This window comes from Tellurirhabdus rosea (genome assembly GCF_026278345.1).
In the GTDB taxonomy this organism is placed as follows: Bacteria; Bacteroidota; Bacteroidia; order Cytophagales; family Spirosomataceae; genus Tellurirhabdus; species Tellurirhabdus rosea.
In genome coordinates this window covers 3,225,981-3,243,561 of sequence record NZ_CP111085.1, presented here as the reverse complement: position 1 = coordinate 3,243,561, position 17,581 = coordinate 3,225,981, and the positions used below count along the sequence as shown (strand labels likewise).

At 57.4% G+C, this 17,581-nt stretch carries 17 protein-coding genes; 3 read left to right on the top strand and 14 right to left on the bottom strand.

All coding sequences use genetic code 11. The features are described 5' to 3' along the window. Positions 1 to 15: 15 nt before the first annotated feature. Positions 16 to 1,134 (top strand): T9SS type A sorting domain-containing protein, encoded by a 1,119-nt coding sequence (locus ORG26_RS13780; RefSeq protein ID WP_266362691.1) that lies wholly within the window; start codon positions 16 to 18, stop codon positions 1,132 to 1,134. Between the two features lie 109 nt (positions 1,135 to 1,243). Here the strand turns inward: ORG26_RS13780 and ORG26_RS13775 are convergent, their stop codons facing one another. The 3 genes from ORG26_RS13775 to ORG26_RS13765 all read right to left on the bottom strand — a co-directional run bounded on the left by ORG26_RS13775 (position 1,244) and on the right by ORG26_RS13765 (position 3,991). Next, positions 1,244 to 2,221: a radical SAM protein gene (locus ORG26_RS13775; RefSeq protein WP_266362689.1), complete on the bottom strand. Its 978-nt coding sequence runs from the start codon at positions 2,219 to 2,221 to the stop codon at positions 1,244 to 1,246. 122 nt (positions 2,222 to 2,343) lie between these two features. After that, positions 2,344 to 3,186 (bottom strand): acetyl-CoA carboxylase, carboxyltransferase subunit beta, encoded by an 843-nt coding sequence (gene accD, locus ORG26_RS13770; RefSeq protein WP_266362687.1) that lies wholly within the window; start codon positions 3,184 to 3,186, stop codon positions 2,344 to 2,346. 103 nt (positions 3,187 to 3,289) lie between these two features. Continuing rightward, entirely contained in the window at positions 3,290 to 3,991 is a 702-nt protein-coding gene (locus ORG26_RS13765; protein ID WP_266362685.1) for a DNA alkylation repair protein, read from the bottom strand. Positions 3,992 to 4,129: 138 nt separating this feature from the next. On the opposite strand from ORG26_RS13765, the gene ORG26_RS13760 reads away from it, so the two are divergent. Beyond that, positions 4,130 to 5,410 (top strand): M20/M25/M40 family metallo-hydrolase, encoded by a 1,281-nt coding sequence (locus tag ORG26_RS13760; protein ID WP_266362683.1) that lies wholly within the window; start codon positions 4,130 to 4,132, stop codon positions 5,408 to 5,410. Between the two features lie 99 nt (positions 5,411 to 5,509). Further along, positions 5,510 to 6,070 (top strand): NADPH-dependent FMN reductase, encoded by a 561-nt coding sequence (locus tag ORG26_RS13755; protein WP_266362681.1) that lies wholly within the window; start codon positions 5,510 to 5,512, stop codon positions 6,068 to 6,070. Between the two features lie 51 nt (positions 6,071 to 6,121). Here ORG26_RS13755 and ftsZ read toward each other — a convergent pair whose 3' ends face one another. The 11 genes from ftsZ to ORG26_RS13700 form a co-directional block, all read right to left on the bottom strand. Next, complete coding sequence (gene ftsZ / locus ORG26_RS13750; protein ID WP_266362679.1) at positions 6,122 to 7,546, bottom strand: cell division protein FtsZ; 1,425 nt, start codon at positions 7,544 to 7,546, stop codon at positions 6,122 to 6,124. A gap of 90 nt (positions 7,547 to 7,636) precedes the next feature. Continuing rightward, positions 7,637 to 9,007, bottom strand: a complete 1,371-nt coding sequence (gene ftsA / locus ORG26_RS13745; RefSeq protein WP_266362677.1) for a cell division protein FtsA — start codon at positions 9,005 to 9,007, stop codon at positions 7,637 to 7,639. Next, a complete protein-coding gene (locus ORG26_RS13740; protein WP_266362675.1) occupies positions 9,004 to 9,750 on the bottom strand; it encodes a cell division protein FtsQ/DivIB in 747 nt (248 codons plus the stop codon). Before ORG26_RS13740 ends, ftsA begins: the two co-directional genes overlap by 4 nt. 67 nt (positions 9,751 to 9,817) lie before the next feature. Further along, a complete protein-coding gene (gene murC, locus ORG26_RS13735; RefSeq protein ID WP_266362673.1) occupies positions 9,818 to 11,206 on the bottom strand; it encodes a UDP-N-acetylmuramate--L-alanine ligase in 1,389 nt (462 codons plus the stop codon). 154 nt (positions 11,207 to 11,360) lie between these two features. Beyond that, positions 11,361 to 12,452, bottom strand: coding sequence for an undecaprenyldiphospho-muramoylpentapeptide beta-N-acetylglucosaminyltransferase (murG, locus tag ORG26_RS13730; protein ID WP_266362671.1), 1,092 nt, complete (start codon positions 12,450 to 12,452; stop codon positions 11,361 to 11,363). Between the two features lie 27 nt (positions 12,453 to 12,479). Further along, on the bottom strand, positions 12,480 to 13,646 hold the full coding sequence (locus ORG26_RS13725; RefSeq protein WP_266362669.1) for an FtsW/RodA/SpoVE family cell cycle protein: 1,167 nt from the start codon (positions 13,644 to 13,646) through the stop codon (positions 12,480 to 12,482). Position 13,647: 1 nt separating this feature from the next. Then, a complete protein-coding gene (gene murD, locus ORG26_RS13720; RefSeq protein WP_266362667.1) occupies positions 13,648 to 15,021 on the bottom strand; it encodes a UDP-N-acetylmuramoyl-L-alanine--D-glutamate ligase in 1,374 nt (457 codons plus the stop codon). Between the two features lie 164 nt (positions 15,022 to 15,185). After that, complete coding sequence (gene mscL / locus ORG26_RS13715; protein ID WP_266362665.1) at positions 15,186 to 15,521, bottom strand: large-conductance mechanosensitive channel protein MscL; 336 nt, start codon at positions 15,519 to 15,521, stop codon at positions 15,186 to 15,188. Positions 15,522 to 15,592: 71 nt separating this feature from the next. Further along, positions 15,593 to 16,522 (bottom strand): DUF3078 domain-containing protein, encoded by a 930-nt coding sequence (locus tag ORG26_RS13710; RefSeq protein WP_266362663.1) that lies wholly within the window; start codon positions 16,520 to 16,522, stop codon positions 15,593 to 15,595. Next, positions 16,522 to 17,346: a mechanosensitive ion channel family protein gene (locus ORG26_RS13705; RefSeq protein ID WP_266362661.1), complete on the bottom strand. Its 825-nt coding sequence runs from the start codon at positions 17,344 to 17,346 to the stop codon at positions 16,522 to 16,524. Before ORG26_RS13705 ends, ORG26_RS13710 begins: the two co-directional genes overlap by 1 nt. Before the next feature lie 29 nt (positions 17,347 to 17,375). Then, positions 17,376 to 17,579, bottom strand: a complete 204-nt coding sequence (locus ORG26_RS13700) for a hypothetical protein (protein WP_266362659.1) — start codon at positions 17,577 to 17,579, stop codon at positions 17,376 to 17,378. Between the last annotated feature and the right edge of the window lie 2 nt (positions 17,580 to 17,581).

The window sequence follows — 17,581 nt, the reverse complement described above, 5'->3', positions numbered from 1 at the left end:
ACCGCTTCCATTGCCATGCGTCGACTTTTCTGCCTTCTGGCCTGCTGGTTTACGGCCGGTTCCGCTTTTGCTACGCACATCCTCGGAGGCTATATTCAGGCCCGGCGGGTGGTCCAGGGCTCGGTTTCTTACGAATTTACCATCACGCTGCTCATGGATGACGATGGCGGCACCGCGGCCGGGCAGCAGCAGAACGAGGTCGGCATCTGCTTTGGGGACGGCTCGGCGCTGGTGCAGGTGCCGCGGCTGGACCGTCGGGCGATGGACCGGACGACCAGTCTCAACACCTTCCGCATTCAGTACACCTACAGCGCCCCGGCTGTCCGGACGGTTTCGGTCCTTATCAGCAACCGCTCGGACGGCACACGCAATCTGCCCACCTCGGCCGTCACGACGCCTTATTATCTGGAAACAACCCTCAATACCGGCATTGTCAACAGCACGCCCGGTTTTGTTATTCCCGAGAATCTGTTTCAGGTGGCTACGGGCGTCCCAGCGGTGCTGGCGCTGCGTTCGGCGGATGCCGAAGGAGACAGTATTGTTTATGCCGTCACCCGCGCCCGGCGGGGCGATTGCGGGGCCGCCTCCGAACTGCTTCCGGGCTACCGGTTTCCGCACGACGTCGCCCAGAAAGGTACTTTTAAAGTCGATGCGCTCCGCGGCGAGCTGACCTGGAATGCCCCGACCGAACAGGGCCGCTACGTCTTTGTCGTCCGGGCGGAGGAGTTTCGAAGCGGGCAGAAAATCAGCGAAGCTTATCTGGACATGACCCTCACCGTGACCGACCGGACCGGCACAACCCCTACGCTCATCCCGCCTTACGAAGCCGCCACCGAAAGCACGGCCGTGGTTACGGGCCTGACCGGCGAAGTCAGCGATGGAGAAGTGTCCGTTCTGGCCTATCCGGTGCCCGTGCAGGATCAGTTGCTCGTGCGTCTGCGGTCGACCCAGCCCGTCACGGCCCGCATGCAGGTGTTCAACGCGCAGGGTCAACTGGTACGGGAAGTAGAACTGGCGGCCCCCGCCGCCGAGCACGAAGTCCCCTTCGACGCAACCAACTGGGCAGCAGGCGCCTACCTCATCCGCACGTTCACAATGGGAAAAGCGTATACGAATAAGGTTATGAAGCAGTGAAGAGGGTTTAAGGTTGAAAGTTGAAGGTTTAACGCGGCTTCGCTTCTTTGTTGCCATTGAGGAGGAGCTGCCGCAGCGGCGGACACGTTGAACGTTAAACCTTCAACGCCTAAAAAAGCTGCTTCCACGTCCCTTTAATGCGGTTGTATTTAAGGGTGCTGGGTAGGGCTTTCCACCAGTATTTGGAGATTTCGACGGCAAACGAGGGCTGCATGTAGCAGTTGATGGCACAGCCTTCGCAGCCGGGCAGCCGACCTTCGAGCGCGACAAGCTTCTGCACTTCTTCCGAACGATACAGCTCGTACAGCTTTCCGTCGATGGCGAAATCCTGAAGACCGAGGTGGTAGCAGGGCAGGACCAGTTTGTTTTCGGGAGAAATGACCAGCGTCGTGCTGGCGGCACGGCAGACGGGCTTGTCGATATGATTACCCCCGTCGCGGCGGAGCTGGATGAAGCCGTCGTTGAGGTAGACGTTCTTTTGCTTTCCCCACCACGTCATTTCCTGCAGCGCTTTTTCGGAAAGATGGTCGCCGGTCTGCACGTCGTTGTACTCAAAAACCGGGTTCAGAATCAGCACCAGTCCGTTTGGGCGGCAGATTTCCTCATAAACCTGCCTGATCTGGTGGGTGTTGTGCTCAAAAACGGTGAAGAGAATATCGGGCCGTTCGCCCAGGCTCCGGGCAATCCGGATGGATTCCATCACCTTGTCGAAGCATTTGACGCCCCGCGACCGGTCGTGCTCCTCCGCGACCGGCGAATCCAGCGAGAAATGCAGCATATCGACCAGTCCGCGCAGTCGTTCGGCGTACTTCGGGTAAAGCAGTCCATTGGTGGTAACGGTGGTGATGAGGCCCGCCCGTTTGGCCTCGCGGCAAAGATCTTCGAGCTGGCGGTGCAGGAGGGGTTCGCCGCCGGTAAAGTCCACGACCCGGGCACCGAGCCGGCGCAGGTCCCGGAAGTTGTCGCGCGCGTTTTCCACCGTCACATAAGGCGAGGGCCGCTCCCAGATGTCACAGAAGCTGCAGGTTGCGTTGCAGCGATATGTGACGTAGTAGTTGCAGAGGACGGGGTGTGAAACGAGGCGCATCAAGTCAATTAAAAATTAAAAGTTAAAAATTAAAAGTAGTAATGAGGCACATCCAGCGGTGTGAATCCAACCACACTTTAGGGGCTGCTATTTTTACCTTTTAATTTTTAACTTTTAACTACCTATTGGAGCATCTTCAACAAGCTGGCCAGTTTGTCCTTCAGGTCTTTTCGGTCAACGATGAAATCGAGGAAGCCGTGTTCGAGGACAAATTCGGCGCTCTGGAACCCTTCGGGCAGGTTTTTGCCGATGGTCTCGCGGATCACGCGGGGTCCGGCAAAGCCAATCAGCGAACCCGGCTCGGCAATGTTGAAATCGCCCAGCATGGCGTAGGAGGCCGTAACGCCGCCCGTGGTGGGGTCGGTCAGCAGCGAGATATACGGAACTTTGGCTTCCGACAGCAGGGCCAGCTTGGCCGATGTTTTTGCCATCTGCATCAGCGAAAAGCCCGCCTCCATCATCCGCGCCCCGCCCGACTTCGAAATCATCAGGAACGGCGTTCGGGTCTTCAGCGAGTGGTCGATCGCCCGGGCGATTTTCTCACCAACCACCGAACCCATAGAACCGCCGATGAAGCTGAAGTCCATGCAGGCGATGGTAACGTCCAGCTCGTCCATTTTGCCGTAGGCCGTCCGGACAGCGTCTTTCAGGCCGCTTTTGGCGATGGTCGTGCGTACGCGCTCGGGGTAAGGCTTGGTATCCACGAACTTCAGCGGGTCGGCCGAAGTCATGTTAGCGTCCAGTTCCGTAAACTGGTTGTTGTCAAACAGAATCGCGAAATACGCGTCGGAACCGATTTTTTCGTGATGGTTGCAGTGTACGCAGGTGTACGCGTTGAGCTTATGCTCCCGCGTGTGCATCACTTTCTTGCAGTTTGGGCATTGGTACCACAGTCCATCCGGCGCCTCGCGCTTCATTTCGGTGGGTGTGCTGATGCCTTTCTCTTTTCGTATAAACCAGGACATAAATTCGTTGTGCAGCAGGCAGCAGGCTGACGGGCTGCCTGATAGTTGGTTCCGGTCAAGTCAAACGGGCTGTAAATATACACAAGAAACTGACGCCCGATGCTTACAAGTTCAGATAGTACGTTCGTCGGGCCGGGTCGAAGCGTTCGATAGCGTAGCGCAGGGCCGTTCGGGGCAGTTTTCCGGCCTGGTCGTGCAGAAATTCCTCCAGCGCCTCCGGATTTTTCTTGCCCACCTCGCGCAGCATCCAGCCAACGGCCTTATGAATCAGATCGTGTTTGTGCCCCAGCAGTTGCTCGGCAATCCGGAAAGTATCGCCAAACTGCCCTTTTCGGATAAACGCCAGGGTCGATACCATCGCCATTCGCTGCGACCAGAGGTGGTTCTGCGCCGCCAGTTCGTCCAGCACCTGGCGGTCTTTGTTCAGCAGATAAACGCCGATGATTTCCGGGCAGGTGACGTCGACCAGATCCCAGTTGTTGACGTACTGCCTATTTTCGAGGTACAGATCAAAAAGCTGTTTCCGGCCCGCCTCGCCGGCTTTTTTGGCCTGTAGCGTCCAGATGATGAGGGCCGTCAGGCGGCATTCGTGATACGGTTCGTGCAGCAGTTTCGCGGCTTCTTCGGGCGGCAGCGTACGGTAGCGACCGGCTATTTCGCGCTGTTCCGGAACGGTCAGACCTAGAAAAAGGTCTCCTTCGGCATACTGGCCGGGTCCGGTTTTAAAGAAGCGCTGCAGGGCCAGAGCCCGCTCGGGATTGGCGCGGGACAGCAATTCGGCTTTCAGGGTTTCAGCGGTGAGCATAGAATGGGGTTCGTGCTCCAATATACCACGATTGGGGCATTGACAAAAGGCCGGACGGCCCCTGGGCAAAACATCCCGCGGGCGCCGCGCACCCTGCCGGAATCCTCCTTAACTTGCGCTTACACTACCCATAAACCGATGCCAAAACTTTTTACCGCCGTACTTCTGCTCTTTTGCCTCCCTTTTGCCCGGGCCCAAAAGCTGAGCAAACCCGAAAAGACCGTTATCGAAACGGTCAGAAAGCAATTGCCCGCCACGGAGGCGTTCCTCCAAAAAGTGGTCAACATCAACAGCGGGACACTTAACCGGGAAGGTGTCCGCACCGTGGGCAACCTGATGGGGGCCGAGCTTAAAGCTTTGGGCTTTAACGTGGAGTGGGTCTCCCTGCCCGATTCGCTCAACCGCGCCGGTCACCTCGTGGCGACCCGCCAGGGGAAAAAAGGCAAAAAACTGTTTCTGATCGGCCATCTGGATACGGTTTTTGAAAAGAGCCTGCCGATGGAACCCTTCACCCGCCTCAACGACTCCACGGCTTCGGGGCAGGGAGTCAACGACATGAAAGGCGGGGATGTGCTGGTTCTGGCGGCCCTGAAAGCCCTGCACACCCACGGCCTGCTCGACGACACCTCCATTACGGTTTACTTTACCGGCGACGAGGAAAGCTCGGGCGGGCCGCTGAGCCGCAAAGACTTCATCGAACGGGCCCGGCAGTGCGATCTGGCGCTGGCGTTTGAAACGGCTCAGGGACTGCGCACGGTCACGACCGGTCGGCGCGGGGCCAGTAGCTGGACGCTGAAGGTGGTGGCCCGGTCGGGACATTCGTCGCGGGTCTTTTCGGACCTGGGTTACGGCGCCATCTACGAGGCCGCCCGAATCCTGAATGAGTTCCGGCGAACCCTGAGCCAGGAAGAATACCTTACGTTCAATCCGGGCCTGATTGTCGGGGGCGCCAGCGTGAAATACGATGACGAAACGGCCAAAGCCGAAACGGTGGGCAAAACCAACATCGTCGCCGGGTCGGCGCTGGTGAAGGGCGATCTGCGTTTCCTGACCGAAGCGCAGAAAGAAAACGCCCGCGCCCGGATGCGGGAGATCGTTTCCAAAAGCCTGCCGCTCACCCAGGCCAGCATTACCTTCAGCGACGGCATTCCGGCGATGGAACCTTCCCGGAAGAACGAAGACCTGCTGAAAGTGGTCGATCAGGTCAGCCGGGACATGGGACTGGGTGCCGTTGTGGCGGGCAATCCGGGTTCGCGGGGTGCCGGTGACGTATCGTACGTGGCCGAATTTCTGCCCTGCCTCGACGGGCTGGGCGCTTCGGGCAAGGGCGCACACAGCATTGAGGAGACGATGAACACCAAAGAATTTCCGCTGCTGATCCAGCGGACGGCCGTGCTGCTGTACCGGCTGACCCGCTAGCCCTTCCGTTCGGGCTAAACTGAAAGGGTCAAGAACCAATTTTTTGTCTGGTTGTTAACAACGTATCCGGACAGCCTGACCGGCCAATCTCATCACCGTATGCTCTTACCTGAAGATCAACCCATCACCGACGACACGATTGTGATTATTGTCGGCACCAACCGGCGAAATTCTCTTTCCAGCCAGATTGCCCGCTATTACCAGAGCCTGCTTGCCGAACTGAATGTCTCCAGCGTCATTCTGGACCTGAGCGGATTGCCGGCCGATTTCATCACGACCGCCCTGTATGAGAACACCGGCAAAAATCCGGAATTCAACCGGTACAAGGATGTGGTCGAGCGGGCGAAGAAGCTGGTTTTTGTCGTGCCGGAATACAACAACTCCTACCCCGGCGTGCTGAAGGCGTTTATCGACGGCATGAGCTACCCGAGCGGGCTGGCAAACAAGAAAGTAGCGCTGGTTGGCCTTTCGGCGAGCCACCAGGGCGGCGCCCTCGCCCTGAGCCACCTGAATGACATTTTCAGTTACCTGAATACCAATACCCTGGCGCTCCGGGTCAAACTGGCGCATATCCGGAATTTCTGGAAAGACAACACGCTCCACCACGATCTGTACAATCAGTTGCTCCGCCAGCAGGCCCAGCAGCTCATTACGTTTTAGGCATAAAAAAAGGGACGCTTTCGAAAGCGTCCCTTTTTTTGCCCATGTCGGTTACTCGGCCAGCCGCGTACGGGCCAGTTCGTGATCCGGAATGAGCGGCATATCATACAGCACGATTTTCTGCCGCTGGAAGGCCGGAATGGTTTCCAGGTCCCGTTCCAGGAAGCGGTTCTGCAAAAAGTCCTGAATCATTTTCTGCACTTTGCCGGATTCATCCGTGCGGTCTTCCGCGGGCGGCTCCGGCTCCTGCCAGTACACGGGTCCCGGAACGGCCACCGGGCTGGACATCGCGGCCATTTTCAGGCTGCTTCCGCTGGTCGGTGTCAGCACAGCGGGTTGTTCCCGGCTTATTTCCGGCTCGGGTTTTATTTCGGCCACGGGCTCCGGTTCGGGTTCGGGCTCTGGTTCAGGCTCCGGAACGGGAATCGGCATCGACGGCGGTTGCAGTTCCGAGGCGTAATTGGCCCTGGGGTCGAAGTCCACGCCGCCATCCGGCAGGTCAAAACCGGCAGCAATAACGGTGACGCGCAGTTTCTTGCCGAGATTTTCGTCGATGATCGCGCCGTGTTTGAACAGCCACGCTTCTTTGCCGATCTTCTCTTCGATGAACGAGGTGATGGTCAGCTGCTCGTTCATGGTCGTTTCGTACTCGCTGCTTGACGCCATCGTCAACAGGATACGCTTGGCACCGCGGATATCCCGTTCGTTGAGCAGCGGCGAGTTGAGGGCCTCTTCGATGGCGGTAAGCGCCCGCTCTTTGCCGTCCGATTCGAACGAGCCCATAACGGCTTGTCCGGCGTTTTCCAGCACGCGCTTCACGTCCATAAAGTCGACGTTGATTTCGCCGCGCACCGTAATGATCTCGGCGATGCTTTTGACGGCATTGGCCAGGACATTGTCCGCGTGGGCAAACGCTTTGCGGATGGGCAGGTCGCCGTGAATTTCCGCGAGTTTATCGTTGAGCACGACCAGCACCGTATCGCAGTGCTCTTTCAGGGAATCAATCCCTTCCATGGCCTGCAGGCGCTTTTCTTTTCCTTCAAATTTGAACGGTGCCGTCACGACCGCGATGGTCAGCAGGCCCATTTCCTTGGCAATCTGTGCGATAATCGGCGCCGCGCCCGTACCGGTTCCGCCCCCCATACCGGCCGTGATGAATACCATCTGGGTGGGGTCGCCGAGGTGTTGCCGAATATCTTCTACGTTCTCCAGAGCCGCCTCCCGGCCCACTTTTGGGTCGGTGCCGGCTCCCAGTCCTTTCGTCAGGTGGGCGCCCAGTTGCAGTTTGGTATTAACCGGACTGTGTTCCAGAGCCTGGCTGTCGGTGTTGCAGACGATAAAGTCCACATCCTTGACGCCCATCCGGGACATATGGTTAACGGCATTGCTGCCGCCGCCGCCAACGCCAACCACCTTGATGATGGGTCGGTTCTCCTGCGTTGGACGAATAAACTCATAGCCGTGATCCAGTACCATACCTTTCTGAATTTGGTGCGCAAAAGTAAGTATTCATAGTTAACGTTGAGTCAGCTTTTTTATAATATGGTAATTAACAGACAGCGCTTCTCACTCACCTGAATACTTATCATTCAGATTTACATCGTCCGTAAGGATTGTTCTGCCGTACTTTTTCAGTTTTTCCCAAAAGCTCTCCCGGGAGGCCGTCTGAGCCGGTGCCTCGGCCTTTACTGTCGGTGCACTGCGGGAAACGACCGGGGGCGCTACCGGAGGCGCCGGTTCGGCCGCCGCCGCACGACTGACGGGCACGCGTTCGTCCAGCGACTTGAAGCCGGCCCAGACCAGCCCTACGGCGGTGGCATACGAAGGCTCGCTCACCAGGTCCGCTTTCGGATTCCGCTCCAGCAGGTCGGGCAGGCCCACCCGCGTGTGCATGCCCGTGATGCGCTCAAACAGGGTTTCGATGCCGGGGATCGCCGCCGTACCGCCGGTCAGCACAACGCCGCCGTACAGTTTGTCTTCAAACCCGGACCGTCTTACCTCGGCCTGGACCATCGCCGCGATTTCTTTCACCCGCGCCTCAATGATGAGCGCCAGATTTTTGAGCAGAACGTCTTTGGGAGGTCGGCCGCTCAGCACCGGAACGGACACAATTTCTTTCAGCGTGAAGTCGTTCGGGTCTGCGCTGCCGAATTTCACTTTCAGCTGCTCGGCCTGCTGATTCATCACTTTACAGCCCTGTTCGATGTCGGACGTGATGGTGTTGCCCGCAAACGGCAGAACGGCAATATGCCGGAGCACATTGCGGTGGTAGATGGCGATGTCGGTAGTGCCGCCGCCAATGTCGACGAGCACAACACCGGCCTGGCGTTCCTCATCGGTCAGGACGGCCATCGCAGAAGCCAGCGGCGAAATCAGCATCAGCTCTCCGCTGAGGTTGATGTCGCTGATGCTTTTACGGGTCGACCGGGCGAGGGCCGTCTGGGCCATAATGACCTGAAAGTCGGCCTCCAGCTTAACGCCGGAGCGACCGACCGGATCATCAATGCCCGTCTCGTTATCGACCGTAAAATCCATCGGCAGCACATGGACGATTTCGTTCCCCACGGGGGTGACGGTCCGGTACATGTCTGCAACGAGGTGATCGACATCGGCCACGGTCACTTCGTCGCCGTGCGAGGTGCGGGTAATGCTGCCATGCTGTTTGCGGGAGGAGATGTGCGACCCCGAGAACGCCACATTGACTACATTGATGTTCAGATTGGCCTGTCCGGCTACTTCGTCGATGGCTTTCCGGACCGCTTCGGCTGTCCTTTTGACATTCTTGACGGTTCCTTTCACGACGCCGTCGCAGGAGGCTCTGCCAACGCCCAGAACATCCAGGCGGGTGTAATTATTATCTCGAATCAGACGGCCGGCCACGGCACACACCTTTGTGCTTCCAATGTCCAGCCCAACCACATATTTCTCGTCCTTCATTCGCACACGATCTGGTTACGGTACTGCACACTTACCCGCCGGTAGCGGCTTCCCTCGGGGCGGGATAAGATGTGTTTATAAAATAATTTAAGCTTATCAAATTTAGCCGACAAGTCGGTGGGTTGCCCGATTTCTATCAGGTGTTCACCTACCTGCGGCAGGAGTGTTACCTCCCGGTTGCTGTCAACCCTCACCTGCGCGATCTGTGCTTTCCAGAATGGGTCGGCACGAATCCACTTCAGCAATTCCACCAGATCTTTATCCTTCTCTCCGGTCAGGGGCTTTCGGTTTTCAAAATACGCCCCCGACAGAACGGGCACCCGGGCCGTGTAATTCAGCGACAGCGGAAACCAGGTCCCCTCTTCACTCAGGTACCGCCCACTTCCCGACGACAACTCCTCTTCCGACTCCCCCACCAGACGGGCCAGCGGCCGTTGCTGTTCGATTTCGGCGACCAGATTGCCCTGCAAATCCCGGTACACCTGCGCCCGGCTGATGTAGCCGTTTTGCCGGAGCCGTTTTTCCAGTACTTTCAGGTCAATTTCGGTCAGCGACGTACCGGCGATAGGGTCCGCATCCTGACGGGTAAGAGACCGCAGCACGTCGTTTCGGTTCAGGAAACGGTGCCCGTCGATCTCGTCCATCCGGATACGAATGTCCTCCACCCGCCGCGCTTCCTGCCTTACTTCCGTAAAGGCAATCAGCCCCAGCAGACCGGCTCCTGTTAGGAGTGACGCGAACAAACCCCTTTTTATTTTAAAAATAGGCAACATCCAATAACTAATTTAGGATTCAGGGCCTTATTTTTATTCATTGGTCACCAAATTGCCTTTTTATTTCCGGAATTAATTGATCAATGTCGCCCGCACCGATCGTTGCCAGCAATACCGGCGGTTCCCGACGCAGTACTTCCGGCAGTTCCGCCTTCGAACATTGTATTTTCTGGCTGGCCGTAATATTCCGAAAAATCAGATCGGCGCTGACCCCCTCGATGGGTAGCTCGCGGGCCGGATAAATATCCAGCAGAATGACCCGATCTGCCAGCGACAGGCTGCGGGCAAACTCATCTGCAAAATCACGGGTCCGGCTGTACAGATGCGGCTGGAAAATGGCCGTTACGGTACGGTCGGGATAGAGCGCTTTTAAGGAGGACAGAAATGCTTCCACCTCGCGCGGATGGTGGGCGTAATCGTCGATAAATATAAAAGAATTTGTTTTCAGAATATATTCAAACCGACGTTTTACGCCTTTGTACGTACTCAGCCCCTCGCGCACGGCTTCGGGCGTCACGCCGACCTGCAGCGCCGCCGCTCCGGCCGCCACGGCGTTCTCCACATTATGAAACCCGGGAATCTGCATCGTCACGCCTTCAATCCGCCCGCCCGGATACACCAGATCGAAGACGAAGCAGGCATTTTCGATCCGGACATGGTCTGCCCGGTAAGCGCCCTGCTCCAGCGAATACTCCTGCACGGTGGCCGGCGTGCGGTCGGCCAGTTCGAGGCCGTGGCGCATGAACAGCGTGCCGCCGGGCTTGATCTGGCTCACAAAGGCCGCAAACGAGTCGAGCACGGAGGAATGATCGCCGTAGATATCGAGGTGATCGGCATCCGTGGAGGTGACGATCGCCACGTCCGGGTACAGGGTTAGAAAAGAACGGTCGAACTCGTCGGCCTCCACCACGCAGATGACCTCCGAGAGGTTTTCGGCCGGTTCGTTAAGCAGAAAGTTTGTTCCATAGTTCTGGGTAATCCCGCCCAGAAAGGCCGCGCAGTTGACCCCTGCGTGGCGCAGGATATGCGCCACCATCGACGAAGTGGTTGTTTTGCCGTGCGTTCCGGCGACGGCCACCGTTTTCATCCGTCCGGCCAGCAGGCCCAGCACCTGCGAACGCTTTTGCAGCGTAAAGCCCTGCTCGGTCAGGTAAACGTATTCGGCGTGATTTTTCGGTACGGCGGGCGTGTAGATGACCAGCGTTTGCTCCCGGTTCTGGCGGAAGTGGGCCGGAATCTGCTCCACATCTTCGGTAAAATGAATCGCCATTCCCTCGGCCTGCAGCGTATCGGTCAGCGGGGTCGGCGTCTTGTCGTAGCCCGCCACTTCGTACCCGTTCACCAGAAACCAGCGCGCCAGCGCACTCATGCCAATGCCGCCGATGCCAAGGAAATAGACGTATTTTATGGAATTCAGGTTTGTCATTTTTGAATGATGAATTTTGAATGACTGAATGATTGAGTGACTGAATGACTGACAGACGGTCCGTTACTGCGGTTGATTGGGCTTTGCTTAAGTGATTATTTCTTTAAAATTTTATCAGCCGCAGCGGCAGATCACCTATCAGTCACTCAATCATTCAGTCATTCAATTTTAAAATCTCTTCCGCAATCTCCCTTGCGGCCTTTGGTCTGGCCAGTTCGCGGATGTTCCGGCTCAGGGTCTGCTGCTGGGTGGGGTCGTTTAAAAGCGTAAGCGTTTCGGTCACCAGTTTTTCGCGGGCTTCGCGATCCGTAACCAGCAGCGCCGCCTGACGGCTGACCAGACTCATGGCGTTTTTGGTCTGGTGGTCGTCGGTGGCGGCGGGGAACGGAACGAGAATGGCGGGTTTGGCCACCAGACAAAGCTCCGACACGGACAGCGCCCCCGCCCGCGATACCACCGCATCGGCCACGGCGTACGCCTTATCCATTTCGTAAATGAAATCAAACGCCTTGATGTGCGGGGAACCGCTCTGGGCTACGGCCGCCCGGGCACGCTCGATGAACGACGGACCCGTTTGCCACACCACCTGACAACCGGCTTCCACCAGTCGGCTCAGGTCTTTTTCCATGGTTTCATTGATCGTCCGGGCGCCCTGGCTACCGCCGATGATGAGCAGTGTTTTCCGGTCGGGCTGCAGGCCGAAGAAGGCCAGCCCCTCCGCCCGTTTGCCCGCCGCGGCCCCGATGTCGGTACGAACCGGGTTGCCGGTGAGTTTGATCTTTTCGGCGGCGAAGAATTTATCCATCTCCGGATAGGCTACGCAGATCTTCCGCGCCCAGCGCGACAGCACTTTGTTGGTCAGTCCGGCGTACGAGTTCTGTTCCTGAATCAGCGTGGGGATGCCCGCCAGGGAAGCGGCCAGCAGCACCGGGCCGCTGGCATAGCCGCCCACGCCCACGGCCACGTCCGGCCGGAACTCCCGGATAATCTGCCGCGCCCGGAGCAGACTCCGTCCGAGCTTCATGGGAAAAGCCAGATTCTCCAGCGTCAGCTGCCGTTTGATGCCGACGACGGGCAGCCCGACGATCCGGTAGCCCGCCCGCGGGACTTTCTCCATTTCCATCTTCCCTTCTGCTCCGACAAACAGAATTTCGATGGACGAATCAATCGTTTTCAATTCGTTGGCGATGGCAATGGCCGGGTAGATATGCCCGCCTGTACCGCCGCCGCTGATAATTACTCTCATAGTCTGTCTACTCGTCAGGCCGTCCGGTTAGGCTTTGGAACGACCTGTGGCTAAAATGGCGCTCTCGTCGGCTTCGCCCCGGCTAACGCTGAGGATCAGCCCGATGGAAAGGCCCGTAAAAATCATTGAAGTTCCGCCCATGCTGAGCATCGGCAGCGGCTGGCCGGTCACAGGAATGAGCCCAACGGCCACGCCCATGTTGATCATCGCCTGCCCCACCAGGCTAAACGTCAGGCCAGCCGACAGCAATCCGCCGAAGGCCCGCCTGCTGCTCTGAATGGCGCGCATGCCCCGCCAGAGAAGGTAGAGGTATGCCAGAATGGTCAGAATGCCGCCTACGGTGCCGTATTCTTCCACGATAACGGCGTAAATGAAATCGGAATACGGGTGGGGCAGAAAGTTGCGCTGCTGGCTGTTGCCCGGTCCCTGGCCGACAAGGCCGCCGTTGGCGAGGGCAATGTTGGCCTCCCACGCCTGGTCGCTGGGGCGGCCGGTGCCTTTGGTAACTTCGTAATATTGCTCCATCCGCTTCACCACCGTTTCGGACCGGGTGCCCAGCACAAGTCCTACCGCGCCCAGAAACGCGCAGACGCCCACCATCCAGAGGAGGTATTTGCCAGGCACGCGGCCGATGTACATGAGCAGGAAGCACGTGGCGCCGAGCATGATGGCCGTGGAGGTGTTGGTCAGCATGATGAGCATGCAGATAATGCCGATCCAGAAGATCATCGTCATCAGCAGGCGGGGCTCGTATTCTTCCGGGCGGATGTGCTGCCGTTTGGCGAGCATGGCCGAGAGGTTGGTAATCAAGGCCAGTTTGGCAAGGTCGGAGGGCTGAAACGTGGCCCCGATGATCGGGATGGCCAGCCAGCGGGGAGCCCCGTTGATCCGGACCCCGAACATGAACGTGTAGATCAGCAGAAATACCGACAGCCACATCCCGATTTTGGAGTAATTGGCAAAACTGACGTAGTTCAGCCGGTGGACCCACCACATGCCGACGATTCCCAGAACGACCAGGGCGCTATGCTTGATCAGGTACGTTTCGGTCGCCTGCATGGTCGAGTAGGCGTAGGTGCCGGTGGCGCTGTAGACCACCGCCATGCTCATCAGCGACAGAAACAGAACAACGCCCCAGATGTGGTAATCGCCACCCAGGTTCGTTTTCAGCCAGTCTTTAACGGAGAGAACCATCTTACTGCTTTGGTTGAGTACGGACTTTTTCAGCCTGACGACGAACAGCGGCTTTGAACTGCTCGCCCCGGTCTTCGTAATTGCGGAACAGGTCAAAGCTGGCGCAGGCGGGAGACAGCAGCACCGCATCGCCGGGCTCGCCCAATTCCAATCCTTTCGCCACCACTTCGTCGACTTCCTGCGTTTCGACTAAGACAGGGACTTTTCCGGTAAAGTAATTAATTAACTTTGAATTATCCTTCCCTAAACAAACCAAAGCTTTAACTTTCGACCCTACGAGGCTGTCCAGCTGGGCGTAGTCGTTGCCTTTGTCCTGCCCACCAGCGACCCAGATGACGGGCGTTGTCATGCTTTCGAGGGCGAAATAGACGGAGTCTACGTTGGTGGCTTTGGAATCGTTGATAAAGCGGATGCCGTTGATTTCTCCGGCGGGCTCCAGCCGGTGCGGTGCGTTCCGGAAGGTTTGCAGACCCGTCCGGATGGCTTCCTCCGACAGCCCGACGGCCTGGGCCGCGAGCATGGCAGCCAGCATGTTCAGGGCGTTGTGCTTGCCCTGCAACGGCAAATCGGCCGTTTGAACCCGAAGCTCCGTCCGGGCGGCGGAAGCCACCAGTTCGCCGTTCCGCAGAAACCCGCCCGGCCGGGGCGCGCTTTCCAGCGAGATCGGCAGCGCCTGCACGGCCAGCTCGCGCCGGGGTAGTTCTTCGGCAATCGCCGGATTTTCCTGATAATAAATGAAAACATCCTCCGGGCGCATGTTCTGCACAATCCGGAATTTGGAGTTGACGTAGTTCTGAAACTGGTATTCGTAGCGGTCGAGGTGGTCCGGCGTGATGTTCAGCAGCACCGCCACATCGGCCCGGAACTGGTACATATCGTCCAGCTGAAAACTGCTCAGTTCGAGAACAAAGTAGTCGAAGGTGTCCTCCATGACCTGCCGGGCGAAGCTGTCGCCGATGTTACCGGCCAGCCCGACATTGAGTCCGGCGGATTTGAGCAGGTGGTAGATCAGCAGCGTGGTGGTGGTTTTTCCGTTGCTGCCGGTGATGCCGATCAGTTTTGCCGTGGTGTAGCGGGCGGCCAGTTCAATTTCGGAAATCACCGGAATGCCTTTGGCCCTGATTTTCTGCACGATGGGGACCGTAGGCGGTATACCGGGACTTTTCACCACTTCGGTAGCGGCCAGAATGCGTTCCTCGGTATGTTGTCCTTCTTCAAACGGAATGTCTTCCTGCTGTAATATCCGGCGGTACTTCTCCTGCAACGGGCTGCGGTCCGACAGAAAAACCTCCATTCCTTTTGCTTTTCCCAGCAGGGCGGCTCCAACTCCGCTCTCGCCTCCTCCCAGCACGATTAGTAACGGCTTCCGATCCATCCTCAAAGTAAGGCAGCCGTTTCGGGTCGGCTGCTCCCGGTTTAGTGGTGATTTAAGGGGCAAAATTAGACTTTCGACGCTGTTCCCCGCCGGAAAGCCCAAATTTCTTTCCAATAAAAAACCCCGCCAGGGCGGGGCTTGAGACTTTTTGATTACGGTACGACTCAGGCTACTTCTTTCTGAAGCGAGCTGGAAAGACGCAGGCGGTTGGTCACCTTCACGAGCAGGAAGATCGCCCAGGCAACCAGAAGGAACTGGAACAACACATTCAGAAAGTTACCGTACCGAATGGCAACCTCCGCCGCGGCGCCTTCTGCCGGTCGCAGCACAAGCTTCAGCTGGCTGAAATCCACCCCGCCAATCAGTAGTCCAAGGATCGGATTGATGATGTCCTCTACGAAGGAATTGACAATTTTGCCGAAGGCGGCACCGATGATGATTCCTACAGCCAGGTCCAGCACATTGCCCTGAGCAATAAAGGTTCTGAATTCTTTCAGCATGAATGGAGCGGTTTAAGGTGCGTTAAGTACCTGAAAATTAATCCTTCATCTTTATTCGGCAAACAATTTCTTCAAAATTTATACAGCAGCCCAATGGCCAGCCCCTGGCTATACTGCACGGTGCGGCTCTGGTCTTTGTCGTACAGCACAATGGTGGTCAGGTTGACATTGAAGAGACTGTTGACCTTGGCCGTCAGGGAAGCGTCGATCCGGTGGTCGAGGGAGGTCATCCGCTCGTAGCTGGCAAAAATGAGGTAACGCGCCTTGAAGTTGACGTTTTTCGCAATGTCGCGGTCGAAGTTGGTCACCACCTGAAAGGCCGCTTCGGTCCGGACGCGCCTTCCCGCCGGAACCCCGTACCGTTTGGGTTCGCCGACCGAAATGGCATCGTCCGAAACAATGGTCTGCCGGAGCGTCGCAACGCCGAGCTGCATGTTGAAATAGGTGGTTGGCTTATATTCGAAACCGATGGATTCGGTAACAAAGGCGGGCGCGAAGAACCCCGAAATCAGCACCCGGCGTTCGCCGCCTCCGGTCAGATTTTCGTAGCGATACCCCGGCGCGAACTGCGACAGCAGGTTGCCGGAGGCAAAAAGCTGCCAGGACCGGCTGATGCGGTAGCCAAACTTGGAATCGGCAAAGAGCCGGTCGATGTTCTTGCGGGTCTGTTGCCCTTCATTCCGCACGACCCCGTACTGAAACTGCACTTCGCTGGTCCAGTTGATCCGGTCGCGGAGGTAATCGGCCCGGGCGTTGAGCACCAGTCCGAGGGCAATAGAGTTCACCCCGCCCCCCGTCCAGTTGTCGCTGAACGACCCCTGGTTGAGGTTCACGCCCATCTGACCGCTTTTTTTCCAGTAGGTAGTATCCCGCTGGAGAGGCGGCAGCACTTCTTTGGCGGCGGGAGGTAGGGAATCCACGCGCACCGAGTCGGCGGGTGTCTGACAAAAAGCCGACAGGCCAAAGCCCGTCATTACCAAACTTAGAAGCAGTTTTTTCATCACAAAACTTCCACTACCTGCGTTTGCAGGGCCTGAAGGGGTACAATGGTTACGGTTTCGCCCGTCTGCAGGGTCATCGAGGTGCTGTCGATCTTGACAATAGTGCCTTCGATGGCCCCAATCCGGATGGTCTGCCCTTCCTTGAATCGGCTTTTGCTGTAGAGCGACGACAGGATGTTGGCCATAATATCCCGCGAAGCATAGCTGTAACCGGCCGCAAAGGCAAAAATAACGCCGCCGACCAGCAGATTAAAGCTTGATTCGAGCAGTTCGGTATTGATGCCCGCCTGTCCAAGGGCGCTGATGAGCGTTACGACTAAGAAAAAGAAGAAAACAATCATTCCCAAAAGTTTGCCCGAAGCAATGTTGAACGACTGGCAGAGCGTCACGACCGCACCACGCAGCGCGTCGGCGATCAGCACGCCCACCTGCAGCATAATCGCCGCGGCGATCAGGCGGGGAATAAAGGCCACCAGCGACTTGACCATATCCGTGATGGCCGATACGCCCAGGGTCTCGGTTGCCGCCATCAGGAAAACCAGCAGAATGAAGTAGTACAGCACCCGGGTGGCAATATCGCTCAGTTTGATTCCGGTGCTCAGGCGCTTAATGAAGTCAATTTCGTTGAGTTTATCGCCGATGCGGTCGAAGCCAACCTTCACCAGCACCCGGCGGAGCACCAGCGATACGGCTTTGGCCACTCCAAAGCCGATCAGCAGGATAAACCCGGCCCCCAGAATCCGGGGAACGAACTCAATGAATTGATTAATCAGGGTCGAAAAGGTGTTGACCAGCACATCAACAAAGGCAGGTAGGCGATCCATAGTCAGCAGTTAAGTCAGATAAGTTACAGTTAGGGCGCCGGGGGGCTATCGATCCGGTTCTGGACCAGTTCAAGAAAAAGCACAACGGCGCCCATAAAATCGCCGGTGCACACTTCAACCACCGTCAGGGAGTTGCGAATAAAGTCAATCTCGGAGAGCAGTTCCTCCCGTACGTTCGGCGGACACACGGCGTCGGCCTCCAGTTCAGCAAATGGATTTTTCGACAGTTCCATAG